Genomic DNA, 18,202 nt, shown 5'->3' with positions numbered 1-18,202 from the left:
GTTCTGCCTAAATCTTCCTAAATTGCAGTCCATAATTTGAAATGATGAGAAGAATTTTCCTTTTGTTCTTGCTGATCCCCGTTCTTTCTGTTGCGCAGGTAAAACCAAAGCCGAAACCAAAGCCGGCGGCTAAAACAATTACCCAGGCCAAACCGGTAGACGGATTTGTTGTCAGCGGCGATGTACAGGGCTTTCCGGAAGGAACCAAGGTGGAGCTTTTGAATGGCCGGACGGGTGAGACCGAGCTTACCAGCACCGTAAAGGCGAATAAGTTTCTGTTCAGGGGAAAAATGGAAAAGCCGGATTTCAAGATCGTACTCTTCAACAGGCAGGCGCCCTATATAACCCTGTTCCTCGACAACAGCCAGGTTCAGATCAGCGGAAGAAAGGAAACAATTGATAAAGCAAAAGTGACCGGATCAAGATCGCATACAGACTTTGAGCAGTTCAATACCACCCTGGAACCATACCAGGCATTGTTTGCAGAAAATGCTCTTTATGATTCTGCTGCCAGTATTGCTGCCATGAAACTGATCGAAGAATTTGTGGCATCGCATACCGCATCTTACATAACACCACTGGCTGTAATGCGCTATAACCAGGTAGCAGATGATATTGTTAAGATGGAAGGTTTGTACAACCAGCTTGCTCCTGAGATAAAGTCATCTCCCATGGGTTTGTACATTGCCCAGTTGGTGGCCGATGGCAAAAAGAACGGGGTAGGAACGTTGTTGCCTGATTTCACTCAGGCAGATACGGCTGGTGTGCCGGTGAGCCTGTCCTCCCTGCGTGGCAAATATGTGCTGATCGACTTCTGGGCAAGCTGGTGCGGCCCCTGCCGCATGGAAAACCCGAACCTGGTTGCAGCATTCAATAAATTCAAGGACAAAAACTTCACCGTGCTGGGCGTTTCGCTCGACAAAGCAAAGGAATCATGGCTCGACGCTATAAAAATGGATGGCCTTTACTGGACCCAGGTAAGCGACCTGCAGGGCTGGAGCAATGCCGTGGCACAGCAGTTCCAGATATACAGCATTCCGCAAAACTTTTTACTCAACCCCGAAGGAAAAGTAGTTGGTAAAAACCTGCGGGGAGCGGCGTTGGAGAGGAAGCTGGAAAGGATGCTGAAGTAGGGATGGTTTGAGGTTTGAAGTTTTAGGTTGCCGGCATTTGTACTTTACTCAACTTCTTTGTCCGGATAAATGCCTGGCCTTGCTGGTACATTATACTTCTTCTCAACTTTATTGAAGCAGCAATGCCTGTTCAGTTGAACAGTGATCCGGTATCAAGATACCTTAAGCTTAACCCGATGATTTATTACTACGCTGCGTTAACGGGATAATGATGGCAAAGAGTATAGCCATTCTGAAACATGTTTCCCAATCTACGACCAGGCCTTTTTCTTTAATGAAATAATTCCATAACAGCGATAGCAGGATATTCGCGATCAGAGCTATTCCAAAAGTTATGATAAATGCTTTTGCAAAGTTTTTAATATTCATAAATGCTGTTTAGGTATAGAATGGATTCCAGGGATCACCCTCACCTGTTTATGCAACAGTATGCAACTGCCGCTTATACAACTGCACCGTATTCTCCAGCCCCAGGTAGATCGCATCGCAGATCAATGCATGGCCAATGGAAACTTCCAGGAGCCCGGGGATGTGCCCGGCAAAATATTTCAGGTTGTTCAGGTCAAGGTCGTGCCCGGCATTGATGCCCAGCCCAAGTTCATTGGCTTTAATGGCAGCAGCAACATACGGAGCGATTGCTGTTTGCTTATTGCCCATTGCATATTCCCTTGCAAAAGCTTCCGTATATAATTCGATCCGGTCTGTACCCGTGGCTTTCGCTCCTTCCACCATTTCAATAATGGGGTCAACAAAAACAGAGACCCGTATACCGGCATTTTTAAACACAGTGGTCATGCCTTTTAAGTAATCCGCGTGCTCGATCGTATTCCACCCATGGTTACTGGTCAATTGCCCGATGGCATCGGGAACCAATGTCACCTGTGTGGGTTTATTGGCCAGCACCAGGTCAACAAAACCCTGCTCGGTGCAATTACCCTCTATATTGAATTCGGTGGTTACAATTTTTTTCAGGTCATACACATCCGCATAGCGGATATGGCGTTCATCGGGCCGGGGATGTACAGTGATGCCATTTGCACCAAAGCGCTCGATGTCTTTTGCTGCCTTCAGCAGGTCGGGGTTGTTGCCGCCACGGCTGTTGCGGAGGGTGGCCAGTTTGTTGATGTTAACAGAAAGTTTTGTCATGGTTTAATTAAATGTTCTTATCAATGTTACACCATGAGAAGCAACGTTGGTTGAAAACATGGTTGAAAAATTTCCGATGTCCTTTTGCCGCCATAGGTCTCTTACTTTTTGGTTGTTGGAAAGTCCTAGTTCGTTCCAATAGAAACGAACCACATCGTCTTTATCCGACAGGTTAAAAATACCGATCGCTTTGGAACCATCATCCAGTTCTTTCATCCAGACCTGGTACGTGTCTGTTTTCAATAACCGGCGGGCCTGATTACCCAGCGGATCCTGGTCCACAGCGATCACTTCATCGTTCGTCAATAAATTCAGGGTAAAACCATCCAGTTTTCCCAGGTCGCAACCGATCAGTAACGGAGCGCTGAGCAGGCTCCAGAGGCTCATGTGCGTATATTGTTCGTCCGGTGTTAATCTTGTCGGGTGCAGGTTTTCGCCCCATCCAACCTGCCCTACGATCATCATGTCGGGGTCATTCCATCTCCCGGGCCCTGCATATGAATATTGACTGGTTTGATTGAACCCGATACTCACCAGGCTTTCCCAGCTGTCTTCAATATCACCTGTGGTTCGCCAGCAATTACCATTTACGGCAGCTCCCCATTTCCACACATCCTTCATTCCATATTGACAAAGACTGTAAACAATATCCCGGTTCTGGCTTTGCAATGCAGCCTGCATAATGGCATATGGTTTTTTGAAAGCGGCCAGGCTGGTATCTTTTTCATTCCTGTATTCCGCTTCGTAACTGCACCAGTCGTATTTCAAATAATCAATTCCCCAGGCGGCATACGAATCCGCATCCTGTTTTTCATGTTGATAGCTTCCTAAATAGCCTCCACATGTTTTTGTACCCGGCGATGAGTAAATTCCGAATTTCAATCCTTTCCGGTGTAACCAGTCACCTGTTTTCTTCATGTCAGGGAATTTTTTGTTGGAAACGATCTCTCCTTTATCATTTCTTTGTTCAGCTTCCCAGCCGTCATCAATATTCATATAGGTCCAGCCATGGTCGATCAGTCCTTTATCGATCATGGCCTGTGCTGATATCTTCAGTTTTGCATCACTTACGCTTAGTCCCCAGCAGTTCCAGCTATTCCAGCCCATCGGCGGTGTAAGCGCAAGCAGGTCACCGCATTTTACGGTGAACAACCTTTTATCAGTGCCCAGGCTGTTTTTTACAATAAGGTTCATCTTATAATCGCCAGCCGTTTTTATACTGCCGGTTATGATACCAGTGGCGGCATCCACTTTGAGCCCGGGGGGTAAATGCTCAACGCTGTATTGTAAAGGTTTTTTCCCGGTTGCCGGGATTTTAAAAAGAAAAGGTGCATTGGGCCGGATACCAAAGACCTTTGCGCCATTTATTTTTGGCAATGGCGAAGGGCGAGGTGTTAATATGTATGGGATGATCTCTGTAAGCCGGATCGTTTTATGCGTATTGCTTTCTTCAAATTCATAAACGATATTATTTCTTTCCGCCAGTGCTATGGGAATGGCAATAGTGAATTTGCCGTTTGGTGTAATACTTACCGGGATGGAATGTTTCTCTGCTTTATCATTCCCTGCATCAATGACCGAGTAATGAAGTGTACCGGTGATTCCCTGGTTAAAGCCATTGGTCAGTGTAATAATTTTTTTTGCCCTGCCCTTAGACAGGAATTCAACGGGGGAGTGGTTGTTGATCTCAATGCCATCTATGAGGTCCAGCATGCTGATACAGGGTGTTCCGCCAAAGATTCCGCCGGCGCCACCCCCGTCATAAACCCTTACGGCCAGCAGGTTTTCCCCTCCCCAATTCAAAAACTGGTTGCGGATGGCTACATGGTATTCCTGTTTTTTATTCCAGGTAGTGATGTATCCCTCTTTATCTTCCGGAAAGGAACCTGACCGCCCGATCTTTGTTCCATTGAGGTATACTTCGCACACGTCATCGATCTTTGCCAGGAAGATCCGCAGCGAATCTTTCCATAAAGAGTTCGTTTTTAATGTGGTTGGTAAAATGATATGAAACCGGTACCAGGCATAGCCATTATAATTTTCATAGCCCTGGGCATCCCAGACAATGGTTGACTTTATATCCTTCCATTTGCTTTCGTCTGTTGCCGGGTAACTGTAGCTTATATCATCGCCCGTCATGAACCTCGCAGTGGGCAGTTCAATTCTCTGTGCAATTGATGTGAATGAAAGTGAAAGGCAAGAGATAATAAACAATACTCTCATGTAGCTTGGGTTTTAACAAATTTAGCAATTCCTGAACAGCCTTTATGGCCAAAATTGCCCGGGGTCGTTCATGACGAACGGGTTTGTATATTTTCTCCATCTGAAGAGGAAGGAATAGACATTTTCACAGGGGTTTTTGATCATAGAAAGCGCAGATATCATTGAGACCTGCGGTTTCAGCAGTGTAAACAAATTTGCCCGGTTGATTTGAATTTGTCAATAATTTGTTTATATTGTTCTTTCCCTCCCGATGGATACTGGTTTATCCTCTGCTTTCACAGATCAATGGCTTTTTTTATCACTTCAAAACTTAAACTAGTATGAAAAAGTTCCTTTCAATCATTTGCATTTCGGTGGTTTTGTCAGCCTGCAACAATGAAAAACAAGAAGAAACAGCCGCTGCACCGGAGGTTAAATCCGATAAGCCTGCTGCCCCGGTTGAGCTTCTTAATGACAGTAACCTTGTGAACACTGTAAAAGCTGCTTTCACCGCTTTCGAGAACAAAGATATTGAGGGCTATACGGCTAACCTGGCTGATAATGTAATGTTCCGGTGGTCGGGCGGTGACAGCCTTGCCGGAAAACAGGCGGTTAAAGACTGGTATACCGGAAGGTTTAACATCATTGACAATATCAAATTTTCCGACCATATCTTTCTTCCGCTCATGGCCAACGTAAGTCCGAATGGAGGGGCAACAGCGTCAGGAAAATGGATGCTTACCTGGTACATGGTCAATGTAAAGTATAAAAATGGCAAGGCGATCATGTTTTGGGCACATAATGCCCAGCATTATAATGATGCCGGTAAGATCGATCAGTTTGTACAGTATATCGACAGGCATCCTTTAATGGAAGCCACCAAGGACCTGGTAAAATAATTATGGGGTCATAAGAAAAGCCCAACTGCCAGCTGGCGGTTGGGCTTTTTATTTAAGTCCCAGGCATTATGCCGGGATTACTGTTCTATTAATACCGGTAATGCTCCGGCTTGAATGGGCCTTCTGCCGGGATTGCCAGGTAATCGGATTGGGCAGGGGTCAGTTCATCCAGTACTACACCGATTTTTGCAAGGTGCAGGCGGGCAACTTTTTCATCCAGTACTTTTGGCAGCACATATACTTCATTCTTGTACTTGCTGTGGTTGGTCCACAGTTCAATTTGTGCCAGCGTTTGGTTGGTGAACGAGTTACTCATTACAAAGGATGGGTGGCCGGTTGCACAACCCAGGTTCACCAGGCGGCCTTCAGCCAGTACGATCACGTCTTTACCGTCGATGGTGTACATATCAACCTGTGGCTTGATGGTGTTTTTTGTTTTACCATAGCTTCCATTCAACCAGGCCATGTCAATTTCAATATCGAAGTGACCGATATTGCAAACAATGGCTTTGTCTTTCATCAGGCGGAAATGTTTTTCCGTGATCAGGTCGCGGCAACCGCTTGCCGTAACGATGATGTCTGCTTCTTTAACGGCATCGATCATTTTCTTTACTTCAAAGCCATCCATGGCAGCCTGCAAAGCACAGATCGGATCGATCTCGGTAACGATCACCCGGCAACCGGCGCCTTTCAATGAAGCGGCAGAACCTTTACCCACATCACCGTATCCACCTACCACAGCTACTTTACCAGCCATCATCACATCCGTGGCCCGGCGGATAGAATCCACCAAGCTTTCTTTACATCCGTATTTATTATCAAATTTAGATTTTGTAACGCTGTCGTTCACGTTGATGGCAGGAACAGGCAGGGTGCCTTTCTGCATCCTTTCGTATAAACGGTGAACTCCGGTGGTGGTTTCTTCGCTCAATCCTTTCACATGCTGTATCAGTTCGGGATAGGTGTCAAAAACCATATTGGTCAGGTCACCGCCATCGTCCAGGATCATATTCAGGGGACGGTCGGCGCCACCAAAGAATAAGGTTTGCTCAATACACCAGTCGGCTTCTGCCTGTGTCTGTCCTTTCCAGGCAAATACACCGATACCGGCAGCAGCAATGGCAGCAGCAGCCTGGTCCTGTGTACTGAAAATATTACAGGAGCTCCATTTAACCTCTGCGCCCAGTGCAACCAGTGTTTCGATCAATACGGCGGTCTGGATGGTCATGTGCAGGCAACCTGCAATGCGTGCACCTTTCAGGGGTTGGGAGGGGCCAAACTCTTCCCGGATGGCCATTAAGCCCGGCATTTCTGCTTCGGCCAATCTTATTTCTTTACGGCCCCATTCAGCGAGGCTCATATCGGCAACCTTGTATTTAAGGCTGAAATCGATGGAGGTTTTTGATAATGTAGACATGGTTTGTTTTTTAGGGTACAAAAATAAACTTACAGGATAATATTCTAAGGTTTTATATAAATTTGGGGAAATATCACGTTATCGTGTTAATAACAGGATAAAATCCTTTTTTACTATGGCAAAAGCACTTCAAACAGAAAAAACAGCTACCGGTTCCATTGCACTGGATGCCAAAGACATTGCGATCCTCCAGTTGCTGCAACAAAATGCACGGATGACGGTAAAGGAAATTGCCGGTAAGATCCACCTGAGCACCACACCGGTACATGAACGCATCAAACGGCTGGAAGCAAACGGGGTGATCAAACAATATGCCACCCTGCTGGATCATACCAAAGTGAATAAGGGCCTGATCGCGATCTGCTATGTATCCTTAAAGGAACACAATAAAACGGCGGGCACCAAATTTGTAAAAGCCATTTTGCAGATGCCGGAAGTGGTTGAATGCTACACCATCAGCGGGGAATTTGATTTTATGTTAAAAGTGATGTGTGCGGATATGAATACCTATCACGATTTCCATGTGAACAAACTAAGCAACATCGAGAACATGGGACATGTGCAGAGTATCTTTGTGATGGGGGTGATCAAGCAGACGCACCAGCTGGTGTGGGGATGATGCCGGATAAGTATAGATCTATTTGACCCTTATCCTTAATTCAGGTGCAAACATATACCTGCCCTGTGCATCTTTTGCAATAACATCGAAGAAATACAATTCATCTCCCTGTTTAAGCTGTTCCGTGAGAATCTTTTTCCAAAGGGCGGGCAGGGGTGTTTCCCGGAAGAGTTGGGCCACGTTGGTTGTGGTGGGAGACACTTTCCCGGTTTCTTCATCTTCCGTAACGCCCTTCCTTTTGTACATCAGCTGGTACGAAGATATGCTGTAGGGATTCTTTTTATCGTCGGTGATCTTTAATGGCAGGTTGACCAGTTGAAGGGCTTCCTCTATGATAACCGTTGCCGAATCGGAATGAATGCCCAGTTTACTGGTAAGCTTTGGCGGCTTGAATTTTTGGGTGGATTGACCGGCAGGAGCCGGTTTTGGCTTTTGGGCCGAACCAGTTGCAGCTGTTGCGGAAAATAGTACGGCAAGCAGGAATTGTACAACTGTTCTCATGTTATCTGTTTATGTAAGATTACAACGAATTTGCCGGACAATTAGTGTGCCTGTTTACATTTAACTAATTGTTGACAGGCTCTCTTCAATGGTCTTTATCCTTGCTTCGGCATCGGCTTTCTTCTTCTGTTCCAGCGCCAGCACTTCCGGTTTTGCATTCTGAACAAATTTTTCGTTGCGGAGCTTTTTCTCCACCGAAACCAGGAAATTCTTCTGGTGTTCCAGGTCTTTCAGCAGGTCAGCTTTCAGGGTAGTGGTATCCAGTTCTTTTCCGGTTTCGATATAGAACTTTTCTTTTTCCACCGCCACCACAATGCTGTTTGCCACCGCTTCGTGTACAAAGCTGATCTCTCCCGCATTTACCTGTTTACTTAAGATGTCTTTGATGGAGCTGTAACTTTCGGGTGAAGCGGTCTCGATGTAAAGCCTGATGATTTCTTTGGGCTTTAACTGGTTCCTGTTCCTGGCATCCCGTATGGTAGTGATCACCTGCTTGAGTAATTCTCCCTGTAATAATATTTTCTTATCGGCCGGTTTTGCCTGCACAAATTGCATTATACACAGGTCATCCTTTCTTTCTTCCAGCAGGTGATAAATTTCTTCGGTAACAAATGGCATATAGGGTTGCAACAGTTGCACTAACCCGGTAAAGAACTCAATGGTCTTTTTATAAACCGATGCTTCGATGGGTTGTTCAAAACCCGGCTTCACCCATTCCAGGTACCAGCTGCAGAAATCATCCCATATCAATGAGTAAATAACTTTCAATGCTTCACTTAAGCGGAATTGTTTCATCAGTGTATCCACTTCAGTTTTTGCTTCATTCAGCCGGCTTTCAAACCAGTCTAATGCGAAGTTGTCTGTTGTCTGTTGTCTGTTTTCTGTCGTCTGCCTTTCTTGCCACATCTTCACCAGCTTCAGTGCATTCCATATCTTGTTATTGAAATTCCTTCCCTGTTCCAGTGCTGCTTCATCAAACATCAGGTCATTGCCTGCCGGCGAAGACACCATGATGCCAAACCGTACTGCATCGGCGCCATAGCGGTCGACCAGGTCAAGCAGGTCGGGACTGTTGCCCAGGCTTTTGCTCATTTTCCTTCCCAGCTTATCCCGTACCATGCCGGTAAAGTAAACATCTTTGAAAGGTATCTGTTTTTCATATTCCATTCCCGCCATTACCATACGGGCCACCCAGAAGAAAATGATATCCTGCCCGGTTACCAGCACCGAAGAAGGGTAGTAGTATTTCACTTCTTCATTACCCGGGTTGGTAATGCCTTTGAACACTTCCATGGGCCATAGCCAGGAAGAGAACCAGGTATCCAGTACATCTTCATCCTGCTTTATGTCTTCAATGGTGAGTTTTGAATTTTGAATTTTGAATTGGGCGAGAGCTTCTTCCTTTGTTTCCGCAACCACCATTCTTCCCTCCGCATCATACCATGCCGGTATCTGCTGTCCCCACCAAAGCTGGCGGCTGATGCACCAGTCCTTCACATTTTCCAGCCAGTATTTATACGTGGCTAAAAATTTATCACCGGGGTGAATTTTAATATCCCCGTTCACCACGGCTTTCAATGCAGGTTCTGCCAGTTCTTTCATCTTCACAAACCACTGGGTGCTTATCCTGGGTTCCACCACCACGCCGGTACGCTGACTGTAACCCAGCCTTGTTGTGTATTCTTCTTCTTTTTTGAGAAAGCCTTTTTCTTCCAGTTCCCTGATGATCTTTTTTCTTGCTGAAAACCGGTCTTCTCCAACATATATCTGTGCGGCGGCGCTCAGGGTTCCGTCTTCGTTAATGGTATCAACCACTTCCAGGTTATGTTTCAACCCCAGGTTATAATCGTTGATATCATGTGCCGGGGTAACCTTCAACGCCCCCGTACCAAAAGCAGGATCAACATACTCATCAAAAATGATGGGGATGCGGCGGTTGATAAGAGGAACGAACGCATGAGCCCCTTTTAAATGTGCATAACGATCATCATTGGGATTAACGCAAATGGCAGTATCGCCCATGATCGTTTCCGGCCGCTGGGTTGCAATGCTGATGCCCCCAACCCCTGAAGGGGAGTTAATTGCATTTCCATCTTTATCCACTAATTTATAAGTCAGGTAATAAAGCTTGCCCGTCAGTTCCCTGTATTCCACTTCTTCATCACTCAGGGCGGTTTTTGCGGCGGGGTCCCAGTTTATCATCCGGGCGCCGCGGTATATCAGTCCCTTATTGTAGAGATCAATAAATACTTTTATTACGGCTTTGTAATAATGATCATCCATGGTGAAGGTGGTCCTGCTCCAGTCAACGCTGCAGCCAAGCCTTTCTATCTGGTTATAGATGATGCCACCGTATTTATCCTTCCATTCAAATGCATATTTCAGAAACTCCTCTCTTGATAAACTGTTCTTATCAATGCCTTTTTCTTTCAGCATGGCCACCACTTTTGCCTCGGTGGCAATGGATGCATGGTCGCTGCCCGGAACCCAGCAGGCATTAAAGCCGCTCATTCTTGCCTTACGTACCAGTATATCCTGAACCGTTTCATTCAGGGTATGGCCCATGTGCAGCACACCCGTAACATTCGGGGGTGGTATCACCACCGTAAAAGCAGGGCGGCCATCCGGCTTACTATTGAAATATCCTTTACCCAGCCAATGCTTATACCATTTATCCTCAACGGCCTTCGGTTCAAAATTTTTACTCAGTTCCATTTTATCATTCTTGTTCTTGAAGGGGGCAAAACTACGAAAAAGAGGGCAGTTATGGGTTTGGAGCCGGGTGTTTCTGGTTTATGGTCACCGGATCAAAATACCCTTCAGTGGGTATTGGACATTTTTGTGCAGACCCTAGTTTTGATGCAGGATCTTTTAAAACGGGGATATCATCCAAAAATCAACTCATGAAGCGTATCATTTTTTCACTGGCATTACTGGTTGCAGGACTAATGACCACCCAGTCATCTTATTCGCAGGACTGTGCAACCCTGGCTGAAAATGATTATTGCATTGATGGTTTACTCTGTCATGCAGAAGCGCCCTTCCCCATATGGGCAGGCGGTTTTGGCCTGGGAAACTATTTCATCAATGGAAAACTCGGCGACAGCCGGTCAAAAGCCGGGGTACGTATCTATTTAAAAGGGAAACCCAAAAGATCGATCGAACTGAATACCGAAGTGGAGACCGGTGATCTTAACTCAGGCAGCCAGGTTTGTATTGAACTGGTGCAGGGCACCAAAAAATTATATGCCACCGGAGACCAAAAAGTATCCTGCACCGTTAATGAAGACGGCAGTGTTACCATTAAGGCAGATAAACTCGCCATGGCAAGGGGGAGGGGAAAGAATGGAGAGGTGGTAAGCTACCTTAGTTTCAATATGAAAAAATAATTTTACGTACATAAACTTCCGCAATATGAAATGGAAAAATATCATCCGCTACCCTGCCATCGTTCTTTTTGCATGGCTGCTGCCTTCATTGGCTGGCGCACAGAGCTGCGATCCCCTTGATGCCCGGCAGCTAAAAGACATGCTGACCCAGATGGGTTATACCGTAAAAGAACTGAACACCGAATCCGGGAAGGAAAAATATGAAGTGATGATCAAAACAAGCAGCTTCAATGTTCCGGTGGCATACGAGATCAGTGCCAGTAAGAATTTTGTGTGGCTTACTGCCCACCTGGGCTCGCCCAAGGATGAATACTCCACTACCAATGCGGCGCTGCTGAAACAGAATGGTAAAATTCAGCCCTGCCAGTTCTATATCACCGAGAAGGGAAAGCTCATGATGGGACTTGCGGTGGAGAACCGGGGAATCACCCCCGCCATCATGCGCCGTCATACGGATAAGTTCACAAGCGATGTGAACAATACGTCTTCTTACTGGCAATAAACAAAACCTATAAGGTCTGCAGCGCTGCTTTCGTGCTGGCAGACCTTATAGGTTTATCTTTCACGCCAGCTCTTATCCAGCTTCACCGCTTCCTTCAGCAGTTTTGTAACTGCTTTGATATTTATTTCCCCGGCGCTGTTATAGATCTTATAGAATATTTGTTTGTTGCTGCCGTGGGTGAGATAATTGTCTGCGTCGGTAAGCCGGTTGCCATACCAGAAACCTAATAATACGCCTTTCCTGATACCACCCCTGGGAATGCTGGAAGGCCAGATAATGCAGATCCCCTTATAGCCATAGAAGAAGGGAACATTGTAAGATATTTTTTCTTTGCCATTTGGCGGCAGTTGCTCTTTTACCAGTTCCCGCAATATGTCCACGATCAGCCGTTCGTTCTCCGGGAGTATCTCATAGAGCTGCAATAAGGACCTGATCTTAACGGGATGGATCGTTTTCATTTTAAACTCCTTCGCTGAAATGATGAATTTGAGTGCGGCTAGTAGGTCCTGCCCACCGTATCGCAAACCGCTTTTAAAAGGGAATTATTGTCATGCACATCATGGCTTTTTTCCCAAAGCATGATGCCGTTTGCCATTTGTTTTGAAAGGATGGCTTTCTTTTTTACCGTGGTAATGCCGTTGTAATAAATGGTATAGTTGGAGAAACCCCCGTTGGTAACGATCGCCGAATCGGATTGCGGGTTTCCTCCCCTGGAGAGGATGTCGCTGAAACTTAAAACGGTATTCGTTTGCGTGATCCCGCTCGGCCTTCCATAACCGGCAATGCCCAAAACGGCTTTGGCGCCGGGCATCCCCCTGGTGTTTATCCAGTAATTTAAACTTGTTGTGGCCAGGGTATAATCACAATGATGTTTGTAAGGCTGGGTGGTGCTGAAATCGTCGTACGACATGATGTTGAACCAATCTACATAATTGCCCTGCCACAATTCACTGCTGATGGCATCCCGCACAGCGCCTGCGTATTTACCCGCTGTAATGGCTGCGGTCAGATAATATTTACTGCCTGTGTGACAACTGTCGCTTAATTGTTTCATCAGTGCAGTAAAAGTGAGGTCTGTTCCGTCATCGGTTCTTGGAAATTCCCAGTCTATATCCACACCATCCATGCCGTAGGTCCTCACAAGGTTCATTACCTGGTTTATAAAGGAAGTTCTTCCGGCAGGAACCGATGCCATGGTCTTGAAATCGGCTGCCAGTCCGGATACGCTGATGAAAACCCGGGCGCCGTTTGCCTTTGCTTTGTTCTTCACCTCCAGTAAATGGCCGGCATTGCCCAATACCAGGCCACCGGTATTATTTACGGTGGCAAATGCATAATTTACAACATTGCACATTTTGAATTTCACATCCGGCACGGTAGCAACCGTTCTGTATGAAGGAAAATATCCAACCACATAAAACCCGAATGGGGCAGGGGGAGCAATTACGGCGGGTGGATTTACGGGCCCGGGCTGGTCTTCCTTTTTACAGGAGCCGGCAATGACAATGAGTAGCAATGCATATAAAAATAATCTTACCCGGTTCATACGAAAGCAGTTTTAGATCTGGTTGATGAGAATAACGTTGAAAAAGCAAACGATATTAGGTCAAAATTCCGGAACTTTTATTTTCAGCCTATGGTTTATTTATTACTGGCCAACCGGTTATGATCTACCCAGTAAGCCAGTATCACAAATAACCATTGCAGGTTACCTGCCCAGGCAACGGCATTCATGGCCGGCGGTGGCGGACCTAAAAGATTTGCGGCATGCGAAACCAGCAGCAGGCCGGTCAGTATCCATAACCCGATGCTCCCTTGTTTGTTTTTGGCTGTGGTTGACCGCATGTAAAGCACAAGCCCTGCAATAAAAATACCGCCTTCAACCAGCAGGGTTCCCCAGAATGAATTCCACAGTTCAAAGCCGAGCTTCGGGGAATTACTGCCTGGATAAAGCGGCAGGTCGGGAAGATGTACAATGAGGTCAAGCACCCAATGGCTGATGACACAAAGGGCGAGGATGATGGCTGCTTTTATATTCTTTTTGATCAGCCAGTAAACAAAACCAAAGAGCAGGGCCCAGCCAAGCACCATCAATAAACTGTGCGAAACCGGGTAGTCTGTAAACCCGATCGGTTGGGAATGCCCGGTGCCGGGTTTTAGTACAGCATGTTCAATATCCAGTAACAGGAATACAGGCCATAACAGGTCTAAGAACTGTACGGCAATAAAGAGGGTGCCCAATGAAATACCGGAAGCGGCTTTTTTGGCGCCAAAGCCAAGCCCGAAGTGACCGATGAACATAGGTTAGTTTTGGTTGAATATAAAAAAGTGATTTTTCTGATCGTAAAATAAAAATAATTGGGAAGAAATGAAATGGTTTCTTATTTTAAACATGGGTTACTGATGATTTAGAGTATCAAAAGTTCCAGATTGGGTTATTGATCGCCGGGTATTTTATGCTAAAGACAATTTTTGGAAGATGCGGATATGGTTTGTTTTACTTTTCTTTTCCTGTTCGCCGGGTGGGCATGCCCAGACCCTTGTGCAATGGTCGCAACTCGTGCATTGGGATGGGGTGAGTCACTGGTCGAGATATTTGCGTACGCAGCCTGCCTACCAGGGTCCAAATGCATTACCGGTTCCCCGGGTGGGCAATGGCAGTATCGACAGCATTTTTTTTGTAAGTGCGGGAGGTAATTTTCATTTTTCTAAGGGTGACAATACACAGAACTATACTGTATATGCCAATTACTGCCTGGTAAAAGAACTTATTTCCATGGATATTTACTGGGTGCCGTTTGAATATTATCAAATGAGCCAGGCCATAAAAGAAGAGCGGCATATCTATCCCCAGTTCTTTTATGATAATAAAGGCGAAGGAGAACTGCACCTGAACACAAATATCCAGTTGATGAAAAGATGGAGGAAATACATCCACCTGGCCCTGCGGATGGGATACCGTTTCCCGACCGGTTCGGGTTTTGGGGCTGCCCGGGACATCGATGCGCCCGGATATTATTTTGATCTTTCATTCGGCAAGCCCATCAATCGTTCCGCATTAAAATGGGTCGGCATGCTTGGTTTTTATTCCTGGCATATCGAATCAGACAAAAATAACCAGGATGATGCAATCCTGTTTGGTACCGGGCTGGAGTGGAATAAAAATACCTGGCGCCTGCAAACCAATGTGGCGGGTTACCTGGGCTACCTGGAGAACAGCGGTGATAAACCTGTTGTGTTCCGTTTCAATATGGAAAAAAGAATTAAAAAATTTGGCCTGTTGTTTGGGTTTCAGCAGGGCCTGCATGATTTTAAGTATAGTACCCTGGAAGCCGGGTTGAAGTATGTGGTGAAGAAATAATGACCAATGACCAATACAGGGTCATTAGTCATTGGTCATTAGTCATTGAGGAGTACCAACAGGTAATGTGTTTATTGCTCCAATAGTTTTTTCTTCCTTGCTTCGTATTCTTCTTTGGTCAAAGCGCCTGCTTTGTGCAGCTCAAACAGTTTTTTGATCTCATCGGCTATCAACAGTTTTTTCATTTCATCGGGGACGGTTTGTTTTTTGGTTTCAACCGGCGTCGTTTGTTTTTCCGGTTCCATGGCAATGGTTTCGGCCCGCTTTTTCCTGAATGCTTCCGGTATGGTCAGTTCACCCGCTGATCCGTTGAAACCGGCAATGGCATTCTCAAATTCCAGGATGAAATCCACCTCCATTTTCGAATTGTCCTTCCGGGTTGCCGTGCCGGAGATACGGATGCTGTAATTGCCGGCCCCGGAATTTTTGTAGTTCCTTAATTTGTCTACGAGGATGCTGCTGTTCTGCAGGATATAGGTATCATTCCTGCTCATGCTGTAATGAAATTTCAGGTAACGGAAATAACCGGCCTCTGATGTGCCGCTGGCCAGGTGCAGTACCTGTCCTTTGTAGATACTATATCCACCCGAGGTGTACAACGTATCATTTTCAAACCGGGGCAGGCTTGTTTGGGCGGTGGATATCACGGGGCAAAGGAGGAGGATGAATATTAATTCTTTCATTCGCTTAAATTATTATTAAAGGAACGGATTTTTACCTGAAATGAAAACTGCAATACAACCGGATAAGATCTTATTTAAAGCTGTCAAAAGCCAACAATTGTTTTAAACTTGCGTATGCCGCAGCCGGCAGGTGTTGATCAGGAGTTTACTTCATTATTATCTTTTTAATTTCCAGGTGCTTCACCAGCCCTGTCATGTAATCCTTACTGAATGAAGCCAGGTCAGCAGCATCAAACATTTCCGATTTTTCTGAGTAAAGGATCTCCTCAGAAGAAGCATCAAATAAACCACTGAATATATAAAAGCCCCGTTCTATTTTATACCGGCCGGGAGTAGATGTGCTTTTTTTGTAGCTGGTGCCATCAACGGTACCCTTATAACCCATCGCTGCCGAAACCAGCCCGGTGATCCAGGGGTCGGTTCCATCGAACTTTGCGCCTGGAATATAATTTACAGCATCCTTTTCCCTTATGTAATAGATAATGAACATGGCATCGCAGCCTGCTGCTTTGGCCTGGCTCACGAATTCTTCTTTGGGAGGCGGTTTTGGTTCACGGATCGATGGGGGCATAACATCTATACTTTTTACAGCAGTATACCCTTTTGATCCTGCCGCAGCGGCTAACTCTTTTTCCAATCGTACCCTTGCTTCTATATCTGCCGTATTACCGATTATAAACAGTTTGCTATAGGACCTGCCGGCATTTTTTGGGCTTGTTGAATTTTTAGTGGATGAGCATGCTGATAGAAGTGAGCAGATAAATGCAAGAAGAACGGGTGCAATTTTCATACAATACCAGTTTAAGTCATGCTGATATGAAATTTATTTCCCTTTTAGTATTACCAGGGTAGCATAAAACATAAACTGCTACCAACTTCAAACCTCAAACTACAAACTACAAACTACAAACTCCTGACCTCTAACCCCTAACCCATCTCCTCCACCCATTTATCCCGGTCATCCGGGCTGAATTTCCAGGGCGCAAAGTTATTTTCAATATTGCCGAACATCACGTTCCATTCCTGCGGGGCATTGCTGTCTTCCATGATGAGGGAGCGGCGCAGTTCTAAAATGATCTCAAGCGGGGATATGGAAACGGGGCATTCCTGTACACAGGCATTGCAGGTAGTACAGGCACGCAGTTCTTCCACGGTGATGTGAGAGAATAGATTTTTTCCGTCGTCTTTAAATTCTCCGTTTGCCTTTATGTTCTTACCTACGGCTTCCAGCCGGTCACGGGTGTCCATCATTATTTTCCGGGGACTTAAAAGTTTACCGGTCTGGTTAGCAGGACAGGCAGCCGAGCAGCGTCCGCATTCGGTGCAGCTGTAGGCATCCAATAAACTTTTCCAGCTCAGGTCAAACACATCTTTGGCGCCGAATTTCATTGGTGCAGTTTGTTCAGCCGGTGTAAGTTCGGGTTGCATCATATATTTCACTTCATTCTGCACAGATTCCATGTTATCCATCTTGCCGGCCACCTCAAGTCTTGCGTAATACGCATTGGGAAAGGCAAGGAGAATATGCAGGTGTTTGCTGTAAGGCAGGTAATTCAAAAATGCAAATATGCCAATGATGTGCAGCCACCAGCAGCCACGTTCCAGTGCAATGAGAGCGGAGGACGAAAACCCGCTGAGGGATGGGGCGAGGATGCCGGAGATGATGAAGTTGCCGGTATCGTGGTAATGTTCTGCCCCCTTGACTTGCAATGCCCGGTCGGTACTGTTCATGATGAGGAAGAGGCTCATTAAAATGATCTCGGTGATCAGGATATAATTGGCGTCGCTTCTTGGCCAGCCATCCAGGTCCTTGCTGATGAAGCGTTTCAGTTTGATGACATTCCTCCGTATCAAAAAAACGATGCAAACGGCCAATACGCCCACAGCCAGTATCTCAAAAAAATTGATGAGGAACGTGTAAAAGCTGCCGAGGTAAGGAAGGAACAGCCGGTGTGTTCCCAGGATCCCGTCCAGCACGATCTCCAGCACTTCAATATTGATGATGATGAAACCGGCATAGATTACAAAGTGCATGAACGCCACCAGGGGATTGCGGAACATTTTCTTTTGACCGAAAGCGAGCAGCAGCAGGTTTTTCCAGCGCAGGGAGGGGTTGCCGGTGAGGTCTTCTTCCTTGCCCAGTAAAACATTGCGGCGGATGATACCGATATTCTTTGCAAAGAGCCAGGAAGCCAGGCCGGCAAGTGCAACGAAGAGAGCCTGTTGAAGAATTTGCATAAGCAATGATTGATGCTGCTAAGGTAATTATTTTATAACCACAGATAACACAGATTTGTTTTCACAGATGGCCACAGAAGTACAGAAGAGATTTGCCGAGAAGGCACGAAGT

At 45.9% G+C, this 18,202-nt stretch carries 17 protein-coding genes; 6 read left to right on the top strand and 11 right to left on the bottom strand.

Features of this window, described 5'->3' with window-relative positions:
- Window positions 1-44 precede the first annotated feature (44 nt).
- On the top strand, window positions 45-1,133 hold the full coding sequence (locus tag IPJ02_03355; protein ID MBK7374617.1) for an AhpC/TSA family protein: 1,089 nt from the start codon (window positions 45-47) through the stop codon (window positions 1,131-1,133).
- A gap of 417 nt (window positions 1,134-1,550) precedes the next feature.
- Here IPJ02_03355 and IPJ02_03350 read toward each other — a convergent pair whose 3' ends face one another.
- Together IPJ02_03350 and IPJ02_03345 are read right to left on the bottom strand one after the other, a co-directional pair.
- Window positions 1,551-2,279, bottom strand: a complete 729-nt coding sequence (locus tag IPJ02_03350; GenBank protein ID MBK7374616.1) for a pyridoxine 5'-phosphate synthase — start codon at window positions 2,277-2,279, stop codon at window positions 1,551-1,553.
- 3 nt (window positions 2,280-2,282) lie between these two features.
- Entirely contained in the window at window positions 2,283-4,502 is a 2,220-nt protein-coding gene (locus IPJ02_03345) for an alpha-galactosidase (GenBank protein MBK7374615.1), read from the bottom strand.
- A gap of 320 nt (window positions 4,503-4,822) precedes the next feature.
- On the opposite strand from IPJ02_03345, the gene IPJ02_03340 reads away from it, so the two are divergent.
- A complete protein-coding gene (locus IPJ02_03340) occupies window positions 4,823-5,380 on the top strand; it encodes a nuclear transport factor 2 family protein (GenBank protein MBK7374614.1) in 558 nt (185 codons plus the stop codon).
- Window positions 5,381-5,468: 88 nt separating this feature from the next.
- Here the strand turns inward: IPJ02_03340 and IPJ02_03335 are convergent, their stop codons facing one another.
- Complete coding sequence (locus IPJ02_03335) at window positions 5,469-6,797, bottom strand: adenosylhomocysteinase (protein MBK7374613.1); 1,329 nt, start codon at window positions 6,795-6,797, stop codon at window positions 5,469-5,471.
- A 115-nt stretch (window positions 6,798-6,912) separates the two neighbouring features.
- Here IPJ02_03335 and IPJ02_03330 point away from each other — a divergent pair, with 115 nt between their 5' ends.
- The gene (locus IPJ02_03330; protein MBK7374612.1) at window positions 6,913-7,416 is read left to right on the top strand and encodes an Lrp/AsnC family transcriptional regulator; all 504 of its coding nucleotides are present in this window, start codon (window positions 6,913-6,915) and stop codon (window positions 7,414-7,416) included.
- Window positions 7,417-7,434: 18 nt separating this feature from the next.
- Here IPJ02_03330 and IPJ02_03325 read toward each other — a convergent pair whose 3' ends face one another.
- Both IPJ02_03325 and IPJ02_03320 read right to left on the bottom strand, forming a co-directional pair.
- Window positions 7,435-7,917, bottom strand: a complete 483-nt coding sequence (locus tag IPJ02_03325; protein ID MBK7374611.1) for a hypothetical protein — start codon at window positions 7,915-7,917, stop codon at window positions 7,435-7,437.
- A 60-nt stretch (window positions 7,918-7,977) separates the two neighbouring features.
- Window positions 7,978-10,632, bottom strand: coding sequence for a valine--tRNA ligase (locus IPJ02_03320; GenBank protein ID MBK7374610.1), 2,655 nt, complete (start codon window positions 10,630-10,632; stop codon window positions 7,978-7,980).
- Window positions 10,633-10,820: 188 nt separating this feature from the next.
- Between IPJ02_03320 and IPJ02_03315 the strand changes: the two genes are divergently transcribed.
- Together IPJ02_03315 and IPJ02_03310 are read left to right on the top strand one after the other, a co-directional pair.
- Entirely contained in the window at window positions 10,821-11,306 is a 486-nt protein-coding gene (locus tag IPJ02_03315; protein ID MBK7374609.1) for a hypothetical protein, read from the top strand.
- Between the two features lie 25 nt (window positions 11,307-11,331).
- Window positions 11,332-11,808, top strand: coding sequence for a hypothetical protein (locus IPJ02_03310; GenBank protein MBK7374608.1), 477 nt, complete (start codon window positions 11,332-11,334; stop codon window positions 11,806-11,808).
- 53 nt (window positions 11,809-11,861) lie between these two features.
- Here the strand turns inward: IPJ02_03310 and IPJ02_03305 are convergent, their stop codons facing one another.
- The 3 genes from IPJ02_03305 to IPJ02_03295 all read right to left on the bottom strand — a co-directional run bounded on the left by IPJ02_03305 (window position 11,862) and on the right by IPJ02_03295 (window position 14,109).
- The gene (locus IPJ02_03305) at window positions 11,862-12,266 is read right to left on the bottom strand and encodes a DUF1801 domain-containing protein (GenBank protein MBK7374607.1); all 405 of its coding nucleotides are present in this window, start codon (window positions 12,264-12,266) and stop codon (window positions 11,862-11,864) included.
- 38 nt (window positions 12,267-12,304) lie between these two features.
- A complete protein-coding gene (locus IPJ02_03300; protein ID MBK7374606.1) occupies window positions 12,305-13,354 on the bottom strand; it encodes a glycoside hydrolase family 18 protein in 1,050 nt (349 codons plus the stop codon).
- Between the two features lie 95 nt (window positions 13,355-13,449).
- Window positions 13,450-14,109, bottom strand: a complete 660-nt coding sequence (locus IPJ02_03295; protein MBK7374605.1) for a hypothetical protein — start codon at window positions 14,107-14,109, stop codon at window positions 13,450-13,452.
- A 178-nt stretch (window positions 14,110-14,287) separates the two neighbouring features.
- Between IPJ02_03295 and IPJ02_03290 the strand changes: the two genes are divergently transcribed.
- The gene (locus IPJ02_03290; protein MBK7374604.1) at window positions 14,288-15,169 is read left to right on the top strand and encodes a hypothetical protein; all 882 of its coding nucleotides are present in this window, start codon (window positions 14,288-14,290) and stop codon (window positions 15,167-15,169) included.
- Between the two features lie 71 nt (window positions 15,170-15,240).
- Here the strand turns inward: IPJ02_03290 and IPJ02_03285 are convergent, their stop codons facing one another.
- From IPJ02_03285 to IPJ02_03275, 3 genes are all read right to left on the bottom strand, one after another.
- Complete coding sequence (locus IPJ02_03285) at window positions 15,241-15,663, bottom strand: SHOCT domain-containing protein (GenBank protein MBK7374603.1); 423 nt, start codon at window positions 15,661-15,663, stop codon at window positions 15,241-15,243.
- A 334-nt stretch (window positions 15,664-15,997) separates the two neighbouring features.
- Entirely contained in the window at window positions 15,998-16,642 is a 645-nt protein-coding gene (locus IPJ02_03280) for a hypothetical protein (protein MBK7374602.1), read from the bottom strand.
- Window positions 16,643-16,779: 137 nt separating this feature from the next.
- Window positions 16,780-18,090 carry a (Fe-S)-binding protein gene (locus IPJ02_03275; GenBank protein MBK7374601.1) on the bottom strand — a complete coding sequence of 437 codons (1,311 nt, stop codon included), beginning with the start codon at window positions 18,088-18,090 and terminating at the stop codon, window positions 16,780-16,782.
- Window positions 18,091-18,202 lie beyond the last annotated feature (112 nt).

The organism is Chitinophagaceae bacterium, assembly GCA_016710165.1.
Classification (GTDB): domain Bacteria; phylum Bacteroidota; class Bacteroidia; order Chitinophagales; family Chitinophagaceae; genus Ferruginibacter.
This window is presented reverse-complemented; position numbering and strand designations above follow the sequence as displayed.

Bases quoted from the DNA above. Each gene is read 5' to 3' on its own strand.
- IPJ02_03355 (MBK7374617.1), top strand. From the start codon at position 45: ATGAGAAGAATTTTCCTTTTGTTCTTGCTGATCCCCGTTCTTTCTGTT.
- IPJ02_03350 (MBK7374616.1), bottom strand. From the start codon at position 2,279: ATGACAAAACTTTCTGTTAACATCAACAAACTGGCCACCCTCCGCAAC.
- IPJ02_03345 (MBK7374615.1), bottom strand. From the start codon at position 4,502: ATGAGAGTATTGTTTATTATCTCTTGCCTTTCACTTTCATTCACATCA.
- IPJ02_03340 (MBK7374614.1), top strand. From the start codon at position 4,823: ATGAAAAAGTTCCTTTCAATCATTTGCATTTCGGTGGTTTTGTCAGCC.
- IPJ02_03335 (MBK7374613.1), bottom strand. From the start codon at position 6,797: ATGTCTACATTATCAAAAACCTCCATCGATTTCAGCCTTAAATACAAG.
- IPJ02_03330 (MBK7374612.1), top strand. From the start codon at position 6,913: ATGGCAAAAGCACTTCAAACAGAAAAAACAGCTACCGGTTCCATTGCA.
- IPJ02_03325 (MBK7374611.1), bottom strand. From the start codon at position 7,917: ATGAGAACAGTTGTACAATTCCTGCTTGCCGTACTATTTTCCGCAACA.
- IPJ02_03320 (MBK7374610.1), bottom strand. From the start codon at position 10,632: ATGGAACTGAGTAAAAATTTTGAACCGAAGGCCGTTGAGGATAAATGG.
- IPJ02_03315 (MBK7374609.1), top strand. From the start codon at position 10,821: ATGAAGCGTATCATTTTTTCACTGGCATTACTGGTTGCAGGACTAATG.
- IPJ02_03310 (MBK7374608.1), top strand. From the start codon at position 11,332: ATGAAATGGAAAAATATCATCCGCTACCCTGCCATCGTTCTTTTTGCA.
- IPJ02_03305 (MBK7374607.1), bottom strand. From the start codon at position 12,266: ATGAAAACGATCCATCCCGTTAAGATCAGGTCCTTATTGCAGCTCTAT.
- IPJ02_03300 (MBK7374606.1), bottom strand. From the start codon at position 13,354: ATGAACCGGGTAAGATTATTTTTATATGCATTGCTACTCATTGTCATT.
- IPJ02_03295 (MBK7374605.1), bottom strand. From the start codon at position 14,109: ATGTTCATCGGTCACTTCGGGCTTGGCTTTGGCGCCAAAAAAGCCGCT.
- IPJ02_03290 (MBK7374604.1), top strand. From the start codon at position 14,288: ATGCGGATATGGTTTGTTTTACTTTTCTTTTCCTGTTCGCCGGGTGGG.
- IPJ02_03285 (MBK7374603.1), bottom strand. From the start codon at position 15,663: ATGAGCAGGAATGATACCTATATCCTGCAGAACAGCAGCATCCTCGTA.
- IPJ02_03280 (MBK7374602.1), bottom strand. From the start codon at position 16,642: ATGAAAATTGCACCCGTTCTTCTTGCATTTATCTGCTCACTTCTATCA.
- IPJ02_03275 (MBK7374601.1), bottom strand. From the start codon at position 18,090: ATGCAAATTCTTCAACAGGCTCTCTTCGTTGCACTTGCCGGCCTGGCT.